The sequence below is a fragment of the Achromobacter xylosoxidans genome (assembly GCF_001457475.1).
GTDB lineage: Bacteria > Pseudomonadota > Gammaproteobacteria > Burkholderiales > Burkholderiaceae_B > Achromobacter > Achromobacter xylosoxidans.
Genome location: NZ_LN831029.1, coordinates 1,930,088 through 1,948,527, shown reverse-complemented (window position 1 = coordinate 1,948,527; position 18,440 = coordinate 1,930,088). Strand labels below are relative to the sequence as shown.

The following is an 18,440-nucleotide window of genomic DNA, read 5'->3' as shown; positions in this document are numbered from 1 at the left end:
ACCTTCGGGGGGGGACCTTACCTATAGCCGTCCTTGCGGAACATGTCCTTGATGCCGCGCACCGCCTGGCGGGTGCGCTGCTCGTTTTCGATAAGAGCGAAGCGCACGTATTCGTCGCCATACTCGCCGAAGCCGATCCCGGGGGACACGGCCACTTTCGCATCCGACAGGACACGCTTGGCAAACTCCAAAGAGCCCATCGCCCGGTAGGGTTCGGGGATCTGCGCCCAGATGTACATGGACGCCTTGGGAATCTCCACATTCCAACCTGCTTCGTGCAGACCGCGCGCGAGCACGTCGCGGCGGCTTTGGTACTGCGCCACGATCTCGTTCACGCAGTCCTGCGGGCCGTCCAGGGCGGCGATCGAGGCCACCTGGATCGGCGTGAACGTGCCGTAGTCGTGATAGCTCTTGATGCGCGCCAGCGCGCCCACCAGCTCGCGGTTGCCGACCATGTAGCCGATGCGCCAGCCCGCCATGTTGTAGCTCTTGCTCATGGTGAAGAACTCGACCGCGACATCGCGCGCGCCGGGCACCTGCATGATCGAGGGGGCGACATAGCCGTCGAAGGTGATGTCGGCGTAGGCCAGGTCGTGCACCACCAGGATGTCGTGTTCCTTGGCCAGGGCCACCACGCGCTCGAAGAACGACAGGTCGACGCACTGGGCGGTCGGGTTGCTGGGGAAGCCCAGCACCATCATCTTGGGCTTCGGAATCGACTCGCGCACGGCGCGCTCGAGTTCCTCGAAGAAGTCCACGCCCGGCGTCATGCGCACGGAGCGGATGTTGGCGCCGGCGATGACCGCGCCGTAGATGTGGATCGGGTAGCTGGGGTTGGGCACCAGCACGGTGTCGCCACGGTCCAGGGTGGCCAGCATCAGGTGCGCCAGGCCTTCCTTGGAGCCGATGGTGACGATGGCTTCGGAATCGGGATCGAACTCGACCGCGTAGCGGCGCTGGTACCAGTCACAGATGGCCTTGCGCAGGCGCGGGATGCCCTTGGATACCGAGTAGCCGTGGGTGGTCGGGCGGGTGGTGGCCTCGACCATCTTGTCGACGATGTGCTTGGGAGTGGCGCCGTCCGGATTGCCCATCGACATGTCGATGATGTCCTCGCCGCGCCGACGGGCTGCCATCTTGAGCTCGCCGGTAATGTTGAAAACGTACGGGGGCAAACGCTCAATGCGAGAGAACTTCCTCATGATGGGAATCCTTAGGGGCGAAGGGGCAAAAATCCAGGGCGCGGGCGCGCGAAGGGGAAACGGGCTCAAAAGCCGCGCCAGCGCAGGTTTGCGGCGCAGCAAAACCCTGTAATCTAGCGCAAGGACGCCCGGGCGGCAAATGGAACAAAAATAGGGCCTGCTTGATGGCGAATTTGGTGGCAAAAATGCCCGCCCGCCGGGCCGCCCCAAGGGCGGGCAGCCCCCGCGGGGGCGGCGGAGCGCGAGCGCAACGAGTCAAGCGTGGGGGTATTCCCTTTGCAACATACGGCCATCCTGATGCGCTATTATCGGAACCATAAAGCCGGAGTATTTATTGAAGCTGCATACCGATCCTGCGACGGCCGCCCTGAACACCGTCACCGCTTATGGTGATGGCTATATCGAGGTCAACCAGGTACGTTTTTCCTCCTCGGTCGCTTTTGGCCCCGAAGGCGAAGTTACCCCTTGGCCCGTTCAGTCGCCGGCCGACATCACCCCCACCCTCTTGCGCCAGGCGGCCGGATTGTCCGAACCCGTCCGCGACCCGTTGGCGTTCCTGGACGAACCCGAAGCCACCCCCAGCCGCCCGGCCAATGCGCCGGAAGTGCTGCTGGTCGGCACGGGCGGCCGGCAACAGTTCCTGCGCCCCGAGGTGCTGCGTCCCCTGTTGGCGGCCGGCATCGGCGTCGAAATCATGGACACCCACGCCGCCTCGCGCACGTACAACATCCTGATGGCGGAGGGCCGGCGCGTGGTCGTCGCCCTCATCCCCCCCAACGGAGACCCCCAGACATGATGATGCCCATCATCGGCAAGCCCGCCCCGCTGTTCACCGCTGAAAGCACCATCGGGCCGATCAGCCTGGAGCAGTGCCAGGGTCGCGCCGTGATCCTGTATTTCTACCCCAAGGACAACACCCCTGGCTGCACCACCGAGAGCCAGGATTTCCGCGACCTGCACGCCGACTTCCTGTCGGCCAGCGCCGTGGTGGTCGGAATCTCGCGCGATTCGCTGAAGTCGCACGAGAACTTCAAGGCCAAGTACGAGCTTCCTTTCCCTCTCATCTCCGACGCCGACGAAACCGTGTGCAACCTGTACGGCGTCATCAAGCAGAAGAACATGTACGGCAAGCAGGTGCGCGGCATCGAGCGCAGCACCTTTCTGATCGACGCTTATGGCGTGCTGGTGCAGGAGTGGCGCGGGGTGAAGGTCCCGGGCCACGCCAAGGAAGTCCTGCAGGCCGCCAAGAGCATCGGTTAGCCGTGCACAGGAATACCCGTCAGGTGCCATAGCCGGCCCATACTGGAGAGTGACGCATATGCCGCTTCCGAAGTTGCCCACCCGCCCCGCAGCCATCCTGACCTTCCCCTCGGGCGATAACGCCCGGGCGCAGGCCCGCACGACCAAGACCGCCGCTGCGCGGTCCAATACCAATACCCAGGCCGTCCTGGCCGAAGACGACGAGGACGAGCTGCTGGTCCAGCCCGAACTCGACGGTATCGGCTCGCCGGCCCGCAAGGCGCAGATCCCGGCCCGCCAGGTTCCCCCCCCGCCGCCCGCCGCGCCGGCGCCGCGCCCCCAGGCCCGCCAGGCCAAACCCGCGCCGGCCCCGGCCAAGCGCGCCAAGGCGCGTGCCCAGAACGCCCCGCGCAAGCTGTTCGTGCTGGACACCAACGTGCTGCTGCACGACCCCAGCTCGCTGTTCCGCTTCGAAGAGCACGACATCTTCCTGCCGATGATGACGCTCGAAGAGCTGGACCACCAGAAAAAGGGCATGTCGGAAGTGGCGCGCAATGCCCGCCAGGTCAGCCGCTCGCTCGACGCGCTGGTGCAGGACGCGACCCAACTCGAAGACGGCCTGGAGCTGGCCAAGCTGGGCAACAAGGACGCCACCGGGCGCCTGATGTTCCAGACCACCGCCATCCACAGCACCCTGCCGTCGGACCTGCCCATGGGCAAGGCCGACAACCAGATCCTGGGCGTGGTGCGGGCCTTGCAGGAAAAATACCCGCAGCGCGAAGTCGTGCTGGTGTCCAAGGACATCAACATGCGCCTGAAGGCGCGCGCGCTGGGCATGGCCGCGGAAGACTACTTCAACGACCACGTCCTGGAAGACTCGGACCTGATGTACTCGGGCGTGATGCAGCTGCCCGAGGACTTCTGGAACAAGCACGGCAAGGACGTCGAGTCCTGGCAACAGGGCGGCACCACCTTCTACCGCATCCACGGCCCCTTGTGTTCGCAGTTCGTGGTCAACCAGTTCGTCTACTTCGAAGGCCAGATGCCCCTGTATGCCCAGGTGCGCGAGGTCAGCGGCAAGATGGCGGTGCTGGCGACGCTGCGTGACTACACCCACGGCAAGAACAACGTCTGGGGCATCACCGCGCGCAACCGCGAGCAGAACTTCGCCATGAACCTGCTGATGAACCCGGAATGCGACTTCGTGTCGCTGCTGGGCCAGGCGGGCACGGGCAAGACGCTGCTGGCGCTGGCGGCCGGCATCACGCAGGTGCTGGAAACCAAGCGCTACACCGAGATCATCATGACCCGCGTCACGGTGCCCGTCGGCGAAGACATCGGCTTCCTGCCCGGCACCGAGGAAGAAAAGATGCTGCCCTGGATGGGAGCGCTGGAAGACAACCTCGACGTGCTGAACATGGGCGAAGGCGAAGGCAATGGCGACTGGGGGCGCGCCGCCACCATGGACCTGATCCGTTCGCGCATCAAGGTCAAGTCGCTGAACTTCATGCGCGGGCGCACCTTCCTGAACAAGTACCTGATCATCGACGAGGCCCAGAACCTGACGCCCAAGCAGATGAAGACGCTGGTGACCCGCGCCGGCCCCGGCACCAAGGTGATCTGCCTGGGCAACATCGCCCAGATCGACACCCCCTACCTGACCGAAGGCAGCTCGGGCCTGACGTTCGTGGTCGACCGCTTCAAGGGCTGGCCGCACTCGGGCCACGTGACCTTGCAGCGCGGCGAACGCTCGCGCCTGGCGGACTATGCCGGGGACGTGTTGTGAACCCTCGCGGGTGAGTCTCCGCGCCGCGCCCACTGCCGTGGACGGGCGCCGCCTCCCCGGGATGGCGTCTCCAAAGAAAAAGCCCCTTGAGCGATCAAGGGGCTTTTTTATCACCGGGGTCGGACGATTACTTGTCGGCGGCGTTGGTGATGGCGTTGCCGGCCCGCGACATGTCCTTGCCCATGCCCGCCACGGTATTGCAACCGGCGAGTACGAAGCCGAACACGACGAAGGCGGTCAGCACGATCTTGCTGCGCATGCTGGCGCTCCTGAAGTGAAGAAACGGTTCCGGGGCGTACTTTAAACGATCTGGACGCGGAGTTCGCCCAGGCCTTCCACGCCGCCGGTGATGACATCGCCCTGCACCACGGCGCCCACGCCTTCCGGCGTGCCCGTGAAGATGATGTCGCCCGGTTGCAGCTCGAACAGGCCCGACAGGTAGGCGATGCTTTCGGGCACGTTCCAGATCATCTGGGAGATATCGCTGGCCTGCTTGCGCTGGCCGTTCACGTCGAGCCAGATGGCGCCCTTGTCGAGCGTGCCGACCACGCTGCGCGGATGGATCGGGCCCAGCGGCGCCGACAGGTCGAAGGCCTTGCCCACTTCCCAGGGACGGCCCTGCTTCTTCATCTCGCCCTGCAGGTCGCGGCGCGTCATGTCCAGGCCGAGGGCATAGCCCCAGACGCAGTCGTTGGCTTCTTCAACGGGGATGTCGCGGCCGCCCTTGCCCAGCACCACCACCAGCTCCATTTCGTAGTGCAGGTTGGAGGTCTTGGGCGGGTACGGCATCTTGCCCGTCTCGCCGTCGGCCACGCTCAGCACCGCGTCGGCGGGCTTGCAGAAGAAGAACGGATCTTCACGGCCGGTGAAACCCATTTCCTTGGCGTGCTCGGCGTAGTTGCGGCCGACGCAGTAGACGCGGCGCACCGGAAACAGCGCGGCGCTGCCGGCAACGGGAACCGCGGTCAGCGGCTGGGGAGGCAATACGTAGTCCATGATCTATCAACCTATGACGGGTGGGACGGTCCGATGGCAAAAATCATCCGCGAGTGTATCCCTTTCCGGGAACGCGAATATTCAGGAAATTGTAGGGATTTCCCCGTCGAACACCACCAGGCGTTCGATGAAATCCGCCATGTAGACCTTCATTTCCTGGTGGGCGGGCGACACCTGGTAGCGGTCGTGGGCGGAGGCATCGGTGAAAGCCGCCACCACGGCGTGGGTCAGGCCGTCCGCGCGGCTGGCCAGATTGGGCCGGAAGGCGTAGCCGGCCACCCCGTCGCATTCGGCCAGGATGCGGTCGCAGTACCCCTGCACCCGGTCATGGAAGCGCGCATCGGCGGCGCCGGACAATTGCAGCATCACGACATGCAGGAACATCAGGACTCCTTTTTCGAACGGGCGACGGCCAGCCAGGCCCGGGACACCAGTCCCATGATGCCGTCGCGGAACAGCAGGACGCAGAGGATGAAAATGGCGCCTTGCACGATTAAGACCCAGGAACCCAGCGGCGCCAGGTAATTCTGCAGCGAGACGAAGGTGAAGGCGCCGGCAAGCGGCCCGAACACCGTGCCGATGCCTCCCAGCAGCGCCATCAGCACCACTTCGCCGTTGGCGTGCCAATGCACGTCGGTCAGCGAAGCCACGCCGAACACCAGCACCTTGAGCCCGCCGGCCAGCCCCGCGACCGCGGCCGACAGCGTGAAGGCCAGCAGCTTGTAGCGCGAAGTCGAATAGCCCAGCGAGCGGGCACGCTGCTCGTTGTCGCGCACGGAACGGATCACCTCGCCGAACGGCGAGTTCAACACCCGCAGCACGAAGGCGTAGCCCAGCGCGAACACCGCCAGCGTGAAGTAGTACATCGGCATCACGCTGTCCAGGTCGAACAGGCCGAACAGCTTGCCGCGCGGCACGCTCTGCAGGCCGTCCTCGCCGCCGGTGAAGCCCGCCTGCACCGCGATGAAGTACACCAGTTGCGACAACGCCAGCGTGATCATGGCGAAGTAGATGCCCTGGCGCCGGATCGCAATGGCGCCGAACACCAGCCCCAGCAGGCCGCCGGTCAGCACGCCGGCCAGCAGGCCCAGTTCCGGCGTCGCGCTCAGCAGCTTCATGACGATGCCGGTGGCGTAGGCCGCCGCGCCAAAGAAGGCCGCATGGCCGAACGACAGCAGGCCGACATAGCCCACCAGCAGGTTGAAGGCGGCGGCGAACAGCGCGAAGCACAGCACCTTCATCAGGAAGGTGGGATAGACGAACCAGGGCGCGGCCAGCGCCACCACGGCCAGGCCTGCCATGCACCAGCGCATGGCGCGGCGGCCCAGCTGCACCGGCTCGCGCGTGGCTTCGGCCGCCAGCACGTTCTGCACCTGCAACGGCTTGCCGAACAGGCCGGCCGGCTTGCACAGCAGCACCAGCACCATGATGATGAAGATCGCCAGGTTGGCGGCCTCCGGGTAGAACACCTTGGTCAGCCCCTCGATGATGCCCAGCCCGAAGCCGCTGACGATGGCGCCCATGATGGAGCCCATGCCGCCGATCACGACCACGGCGAACACCACCACCACCAGGTTCGAGCCCATCATCGGGCTGACCTGGTAGATGGGCGCGGCGATCACGCCCGCCACCGAGGCCAGCGCCACGCCCAGCGCGTAGGTCAGCGTGATCAGCAGCGGCACGTTGATGCCGAACGAGCGCACGACGGTCGGGTTCTCGGTGGCCGCGCGCAGCATGGCGCCGACCCGGGTCTTCTCGATCAGCACCCATACCGCCAGGCACAGCACCAGCGACACCACCACCGCCCAGCCGCGATACCAGGGCAGGAACATGAAACCCAGGTTGACCCCGCCGGTCAGCGCCTTGGGGATGGTGTAGGGCAGCCCCGACACCCCATAGGCCTGGCGCAGCCCGCCCTCGATCAGCAAGGCCAAACCGAAGGTCAGCAGCAGCCCGTACAGATGGTCCATGCGGTAGGTGCGCGAGATCAGCACGCGCTCGACCACGATGGCGAACGCCGCCATGATGAGCGGCACCAGCACCAGCGCGGCCCAGTAGTTCACCCCCAGGTAGTTCAGCAGCATCCAGGCCAGGAACGCACCCGCCGTGTACTGCGCGCCATGGGCGAAGTTGATGATGTTCAACAGACCGAAGATCACCGCCAGCCCGATCGAGAGCAAGGCGTAGAACGAACCGTTGATCAGGCCGAGCAGGAGCTGGCCGAACAGTGCCGTGGACGGCACGCCGAAAATTTCGAACACAGGATTCTCCCCCTCAGACACCCAGGCGGCGCGCGATCCGCCCGGGATCGTTGCGCGCCTCTTGCGCCGACAACTGGTCGACCACGCGGCCATGCTCCATCACGTAGTGGCGGTCGGCCACCTTGGTGGCGAAGCGGAAATTCTGCTCGACCAGCACGATGGTGAAGCCGCGCTCCTTGAGCGTGCGGATGGCCTGCCCGATCTGCTGCACGATCACCGGCGCCAATCCTTCGGTGGGCTCGTCCAGCAGGATCAGCTGGGCGCCGGTGCGCAGGATTCGGGCGATGGCCAGCATCTGCTGCTCGCCGCCGGACAGGTTGCCGCCGGAGCTGCCGCTGCGTTCGCGCAGGTTGGGAAACAGGGCGTAGATCTCGTCCAGCGACATGCCGCCGTCGGCCAGGCGCGGCGGCAGCATCAGGTTCTCGGTCACGTCCAGGCTGCGGAACACCGCGCGTTCCTCCGGGCAATACACCACGCCCAGGCGCGGGATGCGGTGCGGCGCCATGCCCACGGTTTCCTGGCCATTCAAGAGGATCGAGCCGCGGCGCTTGTCCAGGATGCCCATGACGGCGCGCAGCGTGGTGGTCTTGCCGGCGCCATTGCGGCCCAGGATCGTGACCAGCTCGCCGCGCCGCACCTCGATGTCGACGCCGTGCAGCACATGCGATTCGCCATACCAGGCGTTGAGGTCCTTGATCGACAGCATCAGTCGTCTCCCTCGTCGGCGCCCATGTAGGCGGTAATGACGCGCTCGTCGCGCGACACCGTGGCGTAGTCGCCCTGCGCCAGCACCGCGCCGCGCGCCAGCACCGTGATGGAATCGGACAGGTCCGCCACCACCGACAGGTTGTGCTCCACCATCAGGATGCTGCGATTGGCCGAGACCCGGCGGATCAGCGCCGCGATACGGGCCACGTCTTCCTGGCCCAGGCCGGCCATCGGCTCGTCCAGCAGCATCACTTCGGGTTCCAGGGCCAGCGTCATGGCGATTTCCAGCGCGCGCTTGCGGCCGTAGGGCAGCAGCGCCGCCGTGGTGTCGGCCAGGCCCGCCAGGCCGACGGCCTCCAGCAGGGCCAGGCCCTGGTCGTTGAGCCGATCGACGCTGCGGCGGCTGCGCCAGAACCGCATGCCGTCGCCATGCTGGCGCATCAGCGCCACGCGCATGTTCTGCAGCACGGTCAGCCCCAGGAACACCGCCGAGATCTGGAACGAGCGCACGATGCCCAGGCGCGCGATCTGCTCCGGCGCCAGCGCGGTGATGTCGCGGCCGCGGTAGTGGATCGTGCCCTGGTCGGGCGTCAGGAACTTGGTCAGCAGATTGAAGCAGGTGGTCTTGCCGGCGCCATTGGGGCCGATCAAGGCATGGATGGAACCTTCCCGCAGGGCCAGGGACACGCCGTCGACGGCATTGAAGCCGCCGAACCGCTTGACCAACCCCTGGGCGGACAGAACCGCTTGGGTGCTCATGGCCGTCCTCCTACATGCGGGCCAGCAGGCCGCCGTCGATGGCCAGCACGTGGCCGTTGACGAACGCGGCGCCCGGCGAGGCCAGGTACACCACCGCCGGCGCGATGTCTTCGGGCGTGGCCCAGCGTCCCGCCGGCACCGCGGTCGACAGGAACGCCTGGAACTGCGGATTGTCCTGCAGCCCCTGGGTGAAGTCGGTGCGCACGAAACCCGGCGCCAGCGCATTGCAGGTGACGCCCTGGCCGCCATACTCGACCGCCAGCGCGCGGGTGAACGCCGCGATCGCGCCCTTGGCGGTGGCGTAGGCCGCGATGTTGGGCATGGTCGCCTGGCCCGCGACCGACGACATCAGCACGATGCGGCCGAAGCCGCGCGCCGTCATGGCGGGCAGCACCGCGCGGGCGCAATGGAAGGCGCCGTTGACGTGGACGTTCTGCAGCGCCTGCCACTCGGCCGGAGTCATCTCGACCACCGGTTTGCGGTTCTGGTTGCCGGCATTGCTGACCAGCACGTCGATGGCCACGCCATCGGCTTCCAGCTGCGCGACGGCCGCCGCCACGGCGGCGCCGTCGGCCACGTCGAACACCGCGCTACGCGCCGTGATGCCGGCCGCGGCCAATCGTTCGCAGGCGCCATCGCAGGCGGCCTGCGACAGATCGTTGATGATCACGCGCGCCCCCGCCCGGCCCAGGCCGGCGGCAATCGCATAGCCCAGTCCGCGCGCGGCCCCCGTCACCAGCGCGGTGCGCCCGGCCAGCCCGAAGGCCTGGCCCAGATAGTCCTGATTCAAGCTTGTCTCCTTGTTTTATAGGCGCCGGATCTCTCGCCGGGCGACCTTCGGGATTGGATCCTGAAGGTCGCCGCGCCCTGGCCCGGCCCATGTCGCTCCGCTTTCCTTGCTGGAAAACGTGATTGACATAAATCTCAATATACGCGACTATTTTTAAACACTCAATAACAAGATTTTTAGTTTTTCTTCCATAACGAGTTTTGGCTAGGAGACATCATGGCCCTCGAAACCCCTGGCTGCCCTGCGGCCAACGCGCTGCCGCCGCTGGCATCGCGCTTTTTGAAAGTGGATGAATTGCCCTGGAAACCCACGCAAGTGGCAGGCATCGACATGAAGGTACTGATGCAGGACAAGGAGTCCGGCCTGCTGACCGCCCTGTTCCGCTGGCAGCCGGGCACCGAGCTGCCGCTGCACGAGCACGTCGAGGTCGAGCAGACCTACGTGCTGGAAGGCTCGATCGTCGATGCCGAAGGCGAAGTGCGCGCCGGCGACTACGTCTGGCGCCCGCGCGGCAACCGCCACGTGGCGCGGGCGCCGCACGGCGCGCTGGTGCTGAGCTTCTTCCTGAAACCCAATCTGTTCATCGACGCCTACGCCGGCCAGACGCTGGAATAGACGCCGGAACAGGCGCACCCCGGCAAGACCCGCGCGACCGCCCGGCACAGGATGGCGCGCCAAGATACAAGCCCCCGAGGAGACAAACCCATGAAGACCCGTTTCAAGCATTGCCTGGCCGCCTGCGCGCTGGGCGCCGTTTCACTGTCGGCCCAGGCACAGGTGTCCGACGACGTCGTCAAGATCGGCGTGCTGGGCGACCAGTCTGGCATGATGGCCGACCTGTCCGGCAAGTTCGGCGTCGAGGCCGTGAAGATGGCCGTCGAGGATTTCGGCGGCACGGTGCTGGGCAAACCCATCGAGGTGGTGTCCGCCGACCACCAGAACAAGGTGGACATCGGCGTCTCGATCGCGCGGCGCTGGTACGAGAACGAAAAGGTCGACCTGATCCTGGACGTGCCCAACTCCGCCATCGCCCTGGCGGTGCAGGACCTGACCCGCCAGATGAAGCGCGTGGTGATCTTCACCAGCGCCGGCTCGGCCGACCTGACCGGCAAGGCGTGCTCGCCCAACGGCATGCACTGGACCTACGACACCTACGCCTACGCCACCGGCGTGGCCAGCGGCGTCATGGAGGACGGCGGCAAGAGCTGGTACTTCATCACCTCCGACTATGCCTTCGGCCATTCGCTCGAACGCGACGCCATGGCGGTGGTCAAGGCCAAAGGCGGCCAGGTCGTGGGCAGCGTGCGCCACCCCATCGCCAGCGCCGATTTCTCGTCATTCCTGCTGCAGGCGCAGGCCTCCAAGGCCCAGGTGATCGGCCTGGCCAACGGCAGCGGCGACACCATCAACAGCATCAAGCAGGCCTTCGAGTTCGGCATCATGGGCAGCAAGCAGCGCGTGGCCGCGCTCTTCATGAGCATCGTCGACGTGCGCAGCGTCGGGCTGGAATACGCGCAGGGGCTGAACCTGGTCGAGCCGTTCTACTGGGACCAGGACGACAAGGCGCGGCAATGGTCCGAACGCTACTTCAAGCGCACCGGGCGCATGCCCTCGATGGTGCAGGCCAGCAACTACAGCGCCGCCATGCACTATCTGAACGCCATCCAGGCGGCCGGCACCGACGGCTCCGAGGCGGTGATCAAGAAGATGCATGAAACGCCCATCAACGACTTCATGACCGAAAACGGCCGCGTTCGCGAGGATGGCCGCGTGATGCGCGACCTGTACCTGTTCCAGGTGAAGAAGCCGTCGGAATCCAAGCGCGACTGGGACTACTACAAGCTGGTGCGCAAGATCCCCGCCGAACAGGCGTTCCGTCCGCTGAACCAGGGCGGCTGCGCGCTGGTGAAGCAATGAGCGGCGGCCCACTCGGACTGCTGGCCGGCAAGCGCGCCGTGGTCACGGGGGGCGCCAACCCCCGTGGCATCGGCGCGGCCATCGTCGCGCAGTTCCTGGCGCAGGGGGCCAGCGTGGCGGTGCTGGACCGCGACTACCCGGCCGGCGCCGACGCCGCGCTGGCCGGCGGCCGCGTCAACCTGCACTGCGACGTGTCGAGCGGCGCCTCCTGCGAGCAGGCCGTGGCGCGGGCGGCGCAGGCGCTGGGCGGCATCGACGTGCTGGTGAACAACGCCGGCATCGTCGCCGCGACCCGCATCTGGGACCTGCCCGAGGACGAGTTCCGCCGCATGCTCGACGTCAACCTGACCGGCACCTACAACGTCACCCGCGCCGCCCTGCCCCATCTGTTCGAGAGCGGACGCGGTCCCGCCATCGTCAACCTGGGCTCGACCGCCGCATTGCGCGGCGGCGGGCTGCTGGGCGGTTCGCACTATGCCGCGTCCAAGGGCGGCGTGATCAGTTTCACCAAGGCGCTGGCGCGCGAACTGGGGCCTCGCAGGGTGCGCGCCAACTGTGTGGCGCCGGGCATCATCGAGACCGACATGACGCTCGGCAAATTCGGCGAAAATTGGGAACAAGAACTCAAACAGGGCATTCCGCTGCAACGCTTCGGCTCTCCGGCCGAAGTGGCGCAGGCCATTCTGTTCCTGGCCTCGGACCTGTCCTCCTACTCAACCGGCATCGTGGTCGACGTCAACGGCGGCTTCCACATTCACTAGGCGCGTCAGCAGCAATGAGCACTCCCGATCGCATGTTGTCCATCCTCGACCTCTTCCGCGACGACACCACCGCCGCCTTCCAGGAGGACGTCATGGCGCATCTGGAGTGCTCGCGCGCCACCGCCTACCGCTATCTCAAGTCGCTGACCGAAAGCGGGCTGCTGGCGCCCACCGCGGGCGGCGCCTACGTGCTCGGCTCGCGCATCATCGAGCTGGACCGGCACCTGCGCCGGCACGATCCGCTGATGCGCGCGGCCCGCGACGTCATGCGCGCCGCCGGCGACGAACTCAACGCCAACCTGATGCTGTGCAGCTATTACGGCGACAAGGTCATGTGCGTGGACCGCTACTGGACCGACCATTCGATCGAATCCAGCTACGCCCGCGGCCGCCCCTTCCCGATGTTCCGCGGCGCCACCGCCAAGCCCATCCTGGCCAATCTGCCGCCCTACCAGCTGCGCAACCTGATGCTGTGGCATGCCGCCGAGATCCGCGAAGCCGGGCTGGGCGAGGACTGGGATGCGTTCCGCGCCAACCTCAAGCAATTGCGCGCGGCCGGCGTGTGCGTGTCGCACGGCGAGGTCGACCCGGGGTTGATGGGGATCGGTTCGGCCATCTTCACGCCGGACCAGAAGGTGGTGGGCAGCCTGGTGTTCATCGCCGCCGAGGCGCGCACCCCGGCCAAGCGGCTGGCGCTGCTGCAGGAACGCATCCAGGCCGCGGCGGCGCAGGTGACGCAGAATCTGCAGGGCCTGCAAGACAACGGCGCGGCGGCGATCGGCATCATGCCGTCGCGGCCGCGCCGCCTGAAGACGCCCGCCGGTGCGACACCGGCGCGGCGTGGCAAGGCCTGATCAGGCCTTGTTGTAGCGCTCGGCGCTCTTGGTGATTTCCTCGTGGGCGGCGTCGACGCCCTTCCAGCCCTTGACCTTGACCCACTTGCCCTTTTCCAGGTCCTTGTAGTGCTCGAAGAAATGCTGGATACGGGCGGTGTCTTCGGCCGGCAGGTCCTCGTAGGACTTGATGTTGCGGTACGGGGGGTACAGCTTTTCGATCGGCACGGCCAGCAGCTTGGCGTCGCCGCCGGACTCATCGTCCATTTCCAGCACGCCGATGGCGCGGCAGCGCACCACGGCGCCGATCTGGATCGGGAACGGGGTCAGCACCAGCACGTCGGCGGGGTCGCCATCTTCCGACAGGGTCTGCGGGATGTAGCCATAGTTGCACGGGTAGTGCATGGCCGTCAGCATGAAGCGGTCGACGAAGATCGCGCCCGATTCCTTGTCGACCTCGTACTTCACCGGGTCGGCGTTCATGGGGATTTCGATGATGACGTTGAAGTCTTCCGGCAGCTTCTTGCCGGGGGGCACGCGGTCATAACTCATGATGGAACCTTGTCAGTCTGAAAAGAGGATCAAAGCGAACCGTCGTCCTTGAACGGCGGCTTGGTGGTCGGCACCGGCACGGCGGGCGGCGCGGCCGGCTTGGGGGCGGCCGGCGTGGCCGGCGTATAGGTCGGCACGGGATTGTCGAAAGCCGCCGCGGGAATCGGCGCGCTGTCGAAATACTCGTCGATGTCGGAGGTGCTGCCGCCGACGACCGGCGCGTCTTCGGGCGCCAGGGCGCGGGCCTGCTGCTCCTTGCTGGCGCGGGCATCCGGATCCAGCACGTAGTCGGACGCCGATGCCGCCACGGCGGGCGGCAACGCGGGATAGTCGCCGCCGATCTCGGCGTCGCCATCCGACAGCCCCACCGCGTAGCCGCCCTCGGCGTCCACGTGATAGGGATCCGATCCGGTATCCGCGGCCGGCAGCGCCGAGTCCGCGGCCAGCACCGGCAGCGCCATGCTGGCGGCTGTCGCCAGGCGCCAGTGACGCACCGCGTCAGCCGGCCGATCGAGGCGGTCGTACAGGCTGCCCAGCAGCGCGTGCGTCTGCGCGTCGCTGCGGCGCGACAGGCTGCGCAGCAGGTAGCGCTCGGCCTGGCCCCACAGCTGGCCGTTCAGGCACAGCATGCCCAGCGCGGTCAGCAGATCGGGATCGGTGGGACGCTGCTGCAGCCAGGTCTCGGCCTTGGCCAGGCGACGCGAGACCTGCCCGGCATCACAACGGGCGTAGGCAGCCACCAGGGCGGGATTGAATTTCACGGCGATGGCGGCTTCCAGCACCTTGGCGGCCTCGTTGGCCTCGCCCGCCGCCTCGAAGGCGGAGGCGCCGGCCAGCGCGATTTCCGGCAGCAGGCGCTCTTCGGCCTTCAGGTCTTTCCAGATGGCGCGCCAGGCGTCATTGGCAGCACCCGCGCGCAGGCGAGCAGCGCCGGCCGCGTCGATCAGTTGGTCGCCTTCGCTGCGCGCCAGCGCATTGCGGCGCAGCAGGCCGCGCGCCAGCGTGAAGACCTGCTCGTCATGATGCAGGGCCGTGTGGGCGCGCAGGAGCAGGCGCATGGTGTGCAGATGACGGGCGCCGCCGTCGGCCAGCGGCGCCAGTACTGCCAGCGCGCGTTCGGCGCGGCCCTGGTCGAGCAGCATGTCGGCCGACACCGTGGCGGTGGCCTCCACCAGGCCCGGCTCGGCGCCGGCATGTTCCTGGGCCACGGCCAGCAGGCGGTCACGGCGGTCGAATTCACCCAGGCCATGCGCCGCGCGCGCGGCGGACAAGGCGGCCAGCACACGGCGGGTCTGCACCTTGGTCTGGTCGAGCAGGCGGGTCAGGTCTTTCTCGGCATGGGAATAGCGGCCTTCCAGCAGGCCGATCCAGCCGCGTTCGAGCAATTCGTGATCACGCGCCTGCGCGCGCTTGCCGCGCCAGGCGCGGACGCGATCGGGAATCGCCAGCAGCCAGGCCAGCAGGCGCAGGCCCACGTACAGCACCACGAAGGCCGCCACGATCAGCAGCACGGCCAGCGTCAGCGACATGGAGATGCGCCACGGCCACACCAGCAGCAGCACATTGCCGGAATGGGAACGCAGCACAACCGCCAGGGCGACGGCGATGACGGCAAGCAGCAGGGTCCAGAACCAGGTACGCATGGGCCTAGTCCTGGTCGGTGGTCTTGAAGCCGGCGGCGCGCAGGGCGGCCACGGCGTTCAGGCTGTCGGAGACGTCCGGCATGCGCACGGCGATGTCCGTCTGCGCCAGTTCGCGGGCCAGGTTCTGGGCCGCGACCGTGTCCGGTGAGCGGTTGTCGAAGTACTTGGCCAGCGTGGTGCCGACGTTGTCGAGTTCGCTCTTCCAGACCGCGGGCTGGCGCATCAACATGGCCAGTTGCACGGTCAGCAGACGCTGGCGCAGCGTGCCGCGCACCTGGTCGGCCTGTTCCGGCGACAACAGCAGCGCCGCGGGTTCGTCCACGCGCTGGATGGTGATCAGGCCGCCCAGTTCATGCGCCAGCGCCGAACCGGCACGGCCAGGCCAGGACGCCACTTCGGCGCGCCAGCGTTGCCACCAGGGCGCATCGGCCGGCAAGCCGGCCTGCGGGTCGGCCACGGCCGGAGCCGGGGCCGCGGGACGGGCGTCGCCGGCGGCGGCGATGCCGGGCGCGGCGGCGTCCGGCACCAGCAGCGGTGCCTTGCCGATCAAAGCAGTCAGGCGCTCGATGCGCGCCGATTGGGCGGGGATGTCCACGGTGGACACGGCGCGCAGGCGGTCCAGGTCGCCATTGATGGCTTGCTGCAGGCTGGAAAAGCGCGGACGGTCGGCGCGGGCCAGCCGCGACTGCGCAGTTTCCAGCGCGACGATGGCGTTGGAGACGTTGCCGGCCAGGCGCAACTGCTGGCTGCCGATGGTCAGCAGGCGCTCGACGTCGTTGGCCAGCAGTTCGTCACTGGCGCTGTCGTTGAAGTTCTGCCAGGCCTGTTGCAGGGCGTTGTACTGGCTCTGGGTCTCGCGCACGCTTTCTTCGAGGTCGCCCAGGCGACCGGCCTGGGCTTGCGCCAGCGCCAGCGCTTCGCGCGTGTCCTTGCGCGCCTGCGCCACGTCGGCGGTCAGCGTATCGAGCCGCGAGGCGACCTCGCGGCCGGCGGCGACGAACTGGGTACGCTGTTGCCACAGCGCGTAGCCCAGGCCGACGGCCAGCAGGATGACGATGATGAGGGCGGTGACCAGGGGGCCACTGCCGCGCTTGGCCGGACGGGCCTTGACGGAATCGGCCGGGGCCGATGCGGGCGCGCTGGCGCCCGGGGCGGCCGGGTGAACGGCCGGATCGGTAGCGGGAGTCTTGTCTGTCATGACGCGATTGTATTCGGTGTCAGTCCGAAGCAACGAATCAAGCAGCAACAAAAGCCTGGAAAATCGACTCGTCGTTGGGCATGCAGATTTTTACCATTGCCTGCTGCCCGGCTCCACCGGCCGGTGCGGGCACGCGGGCGCCGAGCGAGGGATGGGTCAGGACGAAGCGGCAGCGCTGCCACCAGTCGGCCAGCCCCGCGGCCCGCAGTTGCGCGCGCACCGCGTCCGCGCCCTCCCCGCTGGTGATGAGCCAGGTGGGGAAAACGCCTTCCGCAGCCCAGCGCCGCAGGCGCGACAGCTCGGATTCGTCCCATTGCGCGGGAGACCGCGCATAGGCCGCATGACGTGTCACGACAACGCCATGCCCCGCCAATTTGTCGCCCAGCCAGTCACGCCCCTGCGTGCCGCGGACCAGCAGAACCCGGGCGGGCAGCCGTGGCAGCCCGCGAAGGACCTCCCAGAGGGCTTCGGAGTCATGGCTGGCGGCCTCGTCCCCAGGGTGCAGAACTGTTGTATTCGCGCCAAAACCGGGCATTTCCCGCAGCCCCGCCGCGCTGGCCGGCCCGACCGTGGCGACGACCACCTGCCGCGGCCAGGCCGTGCAGGCTCCGATGCGCGCCAGCTGGTCCAGGTACTGCCGGGCGGCATTGCCGCTGACGAACACCACCATGTCATGGTCGGCCGGCCGCGGCAGGTCGTCCGCGGCCACCGGCAAGGCGTGGATGGCAAGCGCCGGCAGGACGCAAGGCGTCCAGCCGGCGGCACGCAGACGGTCGGCCAGCGCCTCATTGCGGCCCGCGGGCCGTGTCAGCACGGCCACGCGCGACGCTCGGGCGGCGGCCCTTTCCATCACTCGGGGGCGGCGTCTTGCTGCAGTTCGTCGAGGATGGCCTGGGCGCCGGCGTCGAACAGCTCGGCGGCGACCGCCTCGCCGATCGCCTGGGCCTGGGCCACCGGGCCGCTGCCGTGGGCGCGCAGCATGCGCGTGCCATCGGGCGACGCCACCAATGCGCGCAGCGTCAGGGTGTCATCGGCGATTTCAGCGTAGGCCGCCAGCGGCACCTGACAGGAACCGCCCAGCCGGCGCGACACGGCGCGCTCGGCCAGCGAAATCGACGTGGCGCCCGCGTCGTTCAGCGGCGCCAGCCAGGCGCGCATATCGTCGCGATCGTCACGGATTTCGATGGTCAGCGCGCCCTGCCCGGCCGCCGGCAGGCTTTCGGCGGGATCGAGCAGGCTGCTGATGCGGTCGGTCAGGCCGAGCCGGTTCAGGCCGGCCGCGGCCAGCACGATGGCGTCGTATTCACCGCGATCGAGCTTGCCCAGGCGGGTGTCGAGGTTGCCGCGCAGCGGCTTGACCAGCAACTGCGGATAGCGCGCGCGGATCTGCGATTCGCGGCGCAGGCTGGAGGTGCCGACGACCGCGCCGGCCGGCAGGTCGGCCAGCGTGGCGTAGCGGTTGGAGACGAAGGCGTCGCGCGGATCGGCGCGATCGAGCACCGCGCACAGCTCGAACGGGGCCTGCATGTCGACCGGCATGTCCTTCAGGCAATGCACGGCCAGATCGGCGCGGCCGTCGAGCAAGGCGGTTTCGAGTTCCTTGACGAAGAGTCCCTTGCCACCCACCTTGGAGAGGGTGCGATCGAGGATCTGGTCGCCTCGGGTCGTCAGGGTGAGAAGCTCAACCGCGCACGCCGGATACAGCGTGCGCAGCCGATCGCGCACATGCTCGGCTTGCCACAGGGCAAGCCGGCTGGCGCGGGTCGCGATGACCAAGCGTTGCGGTAGCGACACG

20 protein-coding genes are annotated in these 18,440 nt (G+C 67.5%); 7 read left to right on the top strand and 13 right to left on the bottom strand.

The window, feature by feature from the left end:
• Nucleotides 1-17: 17 nt before the first annotated feature.
• On the bottom strand, nt 18-1,202 hold the full coding sequence (gene alaC / locus AT699_RS08790) for an alanine transaminase (RefSeq protein WP_006388432.1): 1,185 nt from the start codon (nt 1,200-1,202) through the stop codon (nt 18-20).
• 334 nt (nt 1,203-1,536) lie between these two features.
• Between alaC and AT699_RS08785 the strand changes: the two genes are divergently transcribed.
• Genes AT699_RS08785 through AT699_RS08775 form a run of 3 tightly spaced genes read left to right on the top strand, consistent with a single transcriptional unit; the run spans nt 1,537 to nt 4,227 of the window.
• A complete protein-coding gene (locus tag AT699_RS08785) occupies nt 1,537-1,998 on the top strand; it encodes an Mth938-like domain-containing protein (protein ID WP_006388431.1) in 462 nt (153 codons plus the stop codon).
• Complete coding sequence (locus tag AT699_RS08780; protein ID WP_006388430.1) at nt 1,998-2,462, top strand: peroxiredoxin; 465 nt, start codon at nt 1,998-2,000, stop codon at nt 2,460-2,462. Before AT699_RS08785 ends, AT699_RS08780 begins: the two co-directional genes overlap by 1 nt.
• A gap of 58 nt (nt 2,463-2,520) precedes the next feature.
• Nucleotides 2,521-4,227, top strand: a complete 1,707-nt coding sequence (locus tag AT699_RS08775) for a PhoH family protein (RefSeq protein ID WP_024068242.1) — start codon at nt 2,521-2,523, stop codon at nt 4,225-4,227.
• Nucleotides 4,228-4,354: 127 nt separating this feature from the next.
• On the opposite strand, the gene AT699_RS08770 is transcribed toward AT699_RS08775, so the two are convergent.
• From AT699_RS08770 to AT699_RS08740, 7 genes are all read right to left on the bottom strand, one after another.
• Nucleotides 4,355-4,486: an entericidin A/B family lipoprotein gene (locus AT699_RS08770; protein WP_006388428.1), complete on the bottom strand. Its 132-nt coding sequence runs from the start codon at nt 4,484-4,486 to the stop codon at nt 4,355-4,357.
• Nucleotides 4,487-4,527: 41 nt separating this feature from the next.
• Nucleotides 4,528-5,223, bottom strand: coding sequence for a fumarylacetoacetate hydrolase family protein (locus AT699_RS08765; protein WP_006388427.1), 696 nt, complete (start codon nt 5,221-5,223; stop codon nt 4,528-4,530).
• Between the two features lie 81 nt (nt 5,224-5,304).
• Nucleotides 5,305-5,607 carry a Dabb family protein gene (locus tag AT699_RS08760; RefSeq protein ID WP_024068241.1) on the bottom strand — a complete coding sequence of 101 codons (303 nt, stop codon included), beginning with the start codon at nt 5,605-5,607 and terminating at the stop codon, nt 5,305-5,307.
• Nucleotides 5,607-7,484, bottom strand: a complete 1,878-nt coding sequence (locus AT699_RS08755; RefSeq protein WP_024068240.1) for an ABC transporter permease — start codon at nt 7,482-7,484, stop codon at nt 5,607-5,609. The genes AT699_RS08760 and AT699_RS08755 overlap by 1 nt, the downstream gene beginning before the upstream one ends.
• A 13-nt stretch (nt 7,485-7,497) precedes the next feature.
• On the bottom strand, nt 7,498-8,190 hold the full coding sequence (locus AT699_RS08750) for an ABC transporter ATP-binding protein (protein ID WP_024068239.1): 693 nt from the start codon (nt 8,188-8,190) through the stop codon (nt 7,498-7,500).
• Nucleotides 8,190-8,951, bottom strand: coding sequence for an ABC transporter ATP-binding protein (locus AT699_RS08745; RefSeq protein WP_006388423.1), 762 nt, complete (start codon nt 8,949-8,951; stop codon nt 8,190-8,192). Before AT699_RS08745 ends, AT699_RS08750 begins: the two co-directional genes overlap by 1 nt.
• Nucleotides 8,952-8,961: 10 nt before the next feature.
• Nucleotides 8,962-9,741 carry an SDR family NAD(P)-dependent oxidoreductase gene (locus AT699_RS08740; RefSeq protein ID WP_024068238.1) on the bottom strand — a complete coding sequence of 260 codons (780 nt, stop codon included), beginning with the start codon at nt 9,739-9,741 and terminating at the stop codon, nt 8,962-8,964.
• Between the two features lie 216 nt (nt 9,742-9,957).
• Between AT699_RS08740 and AT699_RS08735 the strand changes: the two genes are divergently transcribed.
• The 4 genes from AT699_RS08735 (at nt 9,958) to AT699_RS08720 (ending at nt 13,273) form a co-directional block, all read left to right on the top strand.
• A complete protein-coding gene (locus AT699_RS08735) occupies nt 9,958-10,356 on the top strand; it encodes a cupin domain-containing protein (RefSeq protein WP_006388421.1) in 399 nt (132 codons plus the stop codon).
• A gap of 90 nt (nt 10,357-10,446) precedes the next feature.
• The gene (locus AT699_RS08730) at nt 10,447-11,658 is read left to right on the top strand and encodes an ABC transporter substrate-binding protein (protein ID WP_024068237.1); all 1,212 of its coding nucleotides are present in this window, start codon (nt 10,447-10,449) and stop codon (nt 11,656-11,658) included.
• Complete coding sequence (locus AT699_RS08725; protein ID WP_024068236.1) at nt 11,655-12,419, top strand: SDR family NAD(P)-dependent oxidoreductase; 765 nt, start codon at nt 11,655-11,657, stop codon at nt 12,417-12,419. Before AT699_RS08730 ends, AT699_RS08725 begins: the two co-directional genes overlap by 4 nt.
• Before the next feature lie 14 nt (nt 12,420-12,433).
• Entirely contained in the window at nt 12,434-13,273 is an 840-nt protein-coding gene (locus AT699_RS08720) for an IclR family transcriptional regulator (RefSeq protein ID WP_006388418.1), read from the top strand.
• Here AT699_RS08720 and ppa read toward each other — a convergent pair whose 3' ends face one another.
• The 5 genes from ppa to hemC are packed head-to-tail and all read right to left on the bottom strand — an operon-like array spanning nt 13,274 to nt 18,439.
• On the bottom strand, nt 13,274-13,804 hold the full coding sequence (ppa, locus tag AT699_RS08715; RefSeq protein WP_006388417.1) for an inorganic diphosphatase: 531 nt from the start codon (nt 13,802-13,804) through the stop codon (nt 13,274-13,276).
• A gap of 29 nt (nt 13,805-13,833) precedes the next feature.
• Nucleotides 13,834-15,447 carry a heme biosynthesis HemY N-terminal domain-containing protein gene (locus AT699_RS08710; RefSeq protein WP_024068235.1) on the bottom strand — a complete coding sequence of 538 codons (1,614 nt, stop codon included), beginning with the start codon at nt 15,445-15,447 and terminating at the stop codon, nt 13,834-13,836.
• Nucleotides 15,448-15,451: 4 nt separating this feature from the next.
• The gene (locus tag AT699_RS08705) at nt 15,452-16,645 is read right to left on the bottom strand and encodes a uroporphyrinogen-III C-methyltransferase (protein WP_024068234.1); all 1,194 of its coding nucleotides are present in this window, start codon (nt 16,643-16,645) and stop codon (nt 15,452-15,454) included.
• Nucleotides 16,646-16,682: 37 nt separating this feature from the next.
• Nucleotides 16,683-17,495 (bottom strand): uroporphyrinogen-III synthase, encoded by an 813-nt coding sequence (locus AT699_RS08700; protein WP_054443048.1) that lies wholly within the window; start codon nt 17,493-17,495, stop codon nt 16,683-16,685.
• Nucleotides 17,495-18,439, bottom strand: a complete 945-nt coding sequence (hemC, locus tag AT699_RS08695) for a hydroxymethylbilane synthase (protein ID WP_006388413.1) — start codon at nt 18,437-18,439, stop codon at nt 17,495-17,497. The genes AT699_RS08700 and hemC overlap by 1 nt, the downstream gene beginning before the upstream one ends.
• Nucleotide 18,440: the final 1 nt, after the last annotated feature.